General features: G+C 68.0%; 2 protein-coding genes. One reads left to right on the top strand and one right to left on the bottom strand.

From position 1 onward, the window contains the following. Nucleotides 1-309 precede the first annotated feature (309 nt). Nucleotides 310-1,761 (bottom strand): aldehyde dehydrogenase, encoded by a 1,452-nt coding sequence (locus PHQ87_RS15780; RefSeq protein ID WP_300236500.1) that lies wholly within the window; start codon nt 1,759-1,761, stop codon nt 310-312. 289 nt (nt 1,762-2,050) lie between these two features. Between PHQ87_RS15780 and PHQ87_RS15775 the strand changes: the two genes are divergently transcribed. After that, on the top strand, nt 2,051-2,722 hold a 672-nt coding region (locus PHQ87_RS15775; RefSeq protein WP_300236497.1), incomplete at its 3' end, for a DNA-binding protein.

Here is a 2,722-nt window from a genome sequence, read left to right as displayed (position 1 = left end):
GTGTCAACCTAATCTAGGACGGGTCAGAATAAGCGGTAAACCTGTCGGCTCGACCCCAACTCCTCGTCAAGGCTTTGCAGTTAGGTGTTGTCCTGCAGGGCACGCGAAAGAGCCACAAACTCACCCAGGTGCAGCGCGCTGAGCACCTGGGTCGGGCCATTTGGGCCAACGGGGAACTGGTGAGCCACTGGACAGAGGCGAGCTGCTGCATCATGGCGCGGCGCTGCACGTCCGCTGTCCCTGCCACTGATAGGCAAAAACCTATTCGCGTCGACCGCAGCCCCATGGCCGGCACCGGCCGTCACACCATCAGAACGGGTAGTGGCGCGGCGCGTGCTGGATCGTGATCCAGCGCAGTTCGGTGAAGGCTTCGATGCCGGCGCGGCCACCGAAGCGGCCATAGCCGGAGGCCTTGACGCCGCCGAAGGGCATCTGGGCCTCGTCGTGCACGGTGGGGCCGTTGACGTGGCAGATGCCCGACTCGATGCGTTGCGCCACGGCGTAGGCACGCGCGGCGTCACGGCCGAAGACGGCGGCCGACAGGCCGAACTCGTTGTCGTTGGCGCAGGCCACCGCCTCGTCCACGCCCTTGACGCGCACGATCGGCTTGACCGGTCCGAAGCTCTCCTCGCGGTAGATCTCCATCTCGGGCGTCACGTGGTCCAGCAGCGTGGCCGGCACCAGCGTGCTGTCGGCCTTGCCGCCGCACAGCAGCTTCGCGCCCTTGGCCAGCGCGTCGTCGATCAGGCGGTTGCAGCGCTCGACCGTGGCCATGTCCACCACCGAGCCCAACACCACCGGGCCCTGGCGCGGGTCGCCCAGCGGCAGGCCGCGGGTCTTGGCCACGAGCTGGTCCACGAAGGCATCGGCCACCGACTCGTCCACGATGATGCGCTCGGTGGACATGCAGATCTGGCCCGAGTTCATGAAGCTGCCGAAGGCGGCGGCGTTCACGGCCGCGTCGAGGTCGGCGTCATCGAGCACCACGAACGGCGCCTTGCCGCCGAGCTCCAGCACGGCCTGCTTGAGGTACTTGGCGCAGGTGGTGGCGATGATGCGGCCGACCTTGGTCGAGCCGGTGAAGTTCACGCGGCGCACCGCCGGGTGGGCGATCATGGCTTCCACCACGGCGCCGGCGTCGGCCGGTGCGTTGGTCACGAAGTTGACCACGCCCGCGGGCAGGCCGGCCTGCTGCAGGGATTCGATGATCAGGCCGTGGGTGCGCGGGCTCAGCTCGGAGCCCTTGAGCACCACGGTGTTGCCGCAGGCCAGCGGCGTGGCGATGGCGCGCGTGGCCAGGATGACCGGCGCGTTCCACGGCGCGATGCCCAGCACCACGCCCGCCGGCACGCGCTGCGCCATGGCCAGGCTGCCCGGCACGTTGGACGGGATGACCTCGCCGCTCACCTGCGTGGTGATCGCGGCTGCCTCGCGCAGCATGTCGCCAGACAGGTGCACGTTGAAGCCGGCCCACACGCCACTGGCGCCGGTTTCGGCGGCCATGGCGTCAATGAAGTCCTGCGCCCGCGCATCCAGCGCGTCCGCGGCCTTGAGCAGCATGGCGCGGCGCTCGCCCGGGCCCAGTGCGGCCCAGGCGGGAAATGCCTTGGCAGCCGCATCCACGGCGGCCCTGGCGTCTTCGGGCGTGGCCGCCGGTGCCACCGTGGCCACCTGGCCATCCAGCGGGTTGCGGCGCTCGAACGTGGCACCGGAGCTCGACGGCACGTTCCGGCCATCGATCAGCATGGAGATGTGGGTCATTTGCAGTCCTTCAGAAGAGAGGTAATGAACGTCCTGACAGCAGTCCCCGTGTCGGCACGCAGGGGTATCGCGCCAGCCCGCTTCACCGGTTTCCACATGGTCTAACATCGGTGGATGCCCGGATGCCGGGGTCACACCCCGGGACAAGGTCCGGGCGCCATGCACAGGATGGTAGGGACGCGGCACAGCCGGACTTTGTCGGCAGCGCATCAAATCTTTGCCCACAGCGCAGACCCGGGCAGGGATTCCCTCCATGGGAGCCGCCGACAGGCCCGCACAGAGTTTCAACATGCAAGATGAACAGGCTTGGTCGTCCGAGCAGGTGGCGGCCTCCATGCGTACGGCCTGGTGGCGCGAGCTGATGAGCCGCCAGTTCAACGGCCTGCACACCGATTTCTACGGTGACCGCACCTGCGACGCCACGCTGGTCAACCAGCGCGCGAGCGACGTCACCCTCGCGCGGCTGCGCGCCACGCGCCATCGCGTCTTCATGCGCCATCGGACCGCCGCATGCGACGCCCCCGGACACCTGAAGATCATCGTTCCCTACGAGGGCGAAGCCTGGGTCGAGCAGCACGACCGCGTGGCGCAGGCCAAACCCGGCAAGTGGATCATCTACGACATGGCGAACGAGTACACCGTGTCCAACCCGGGCTCGGTCGATCACCTGGTGATCATGCTGCCGGCCTCATTCCTTCGGGGCACCGAATTGCCCATCGACGAAATCGTGGCCCGGCCCATCGGCAGCCACGGCCTCGGTGCCGTGGCTTGGCAGGTGATGTTCAGCATCCATGCCGAGCTGCCCTACATGCTGCCCCACTCACGGATCGCGGCGGGCGAGACCGTCGCGCAACTGGTCCGTCTGGCCCTGCTCGAATCGTTCGGCCGGCAGTCCAAGCCGTCGCGGAATCTCGCGATGCAGGAGCGCATCCGCGGCTACGTGCTGCGCAACCTGAACGAC

This window comes from Hydrogenophaga sp. (assembly GCF_028698005.1).
In the GTDB taxonomy this organism is placed as follows: Bacteria; Pseudomonadota; Gammaproteobacteria; order Burkholderiales; family Burkholderiaceae_C; genus Hydrogenophaga.
This window is presented reverse-complemented; position numbering and strand designations above follow the sequence as displayed.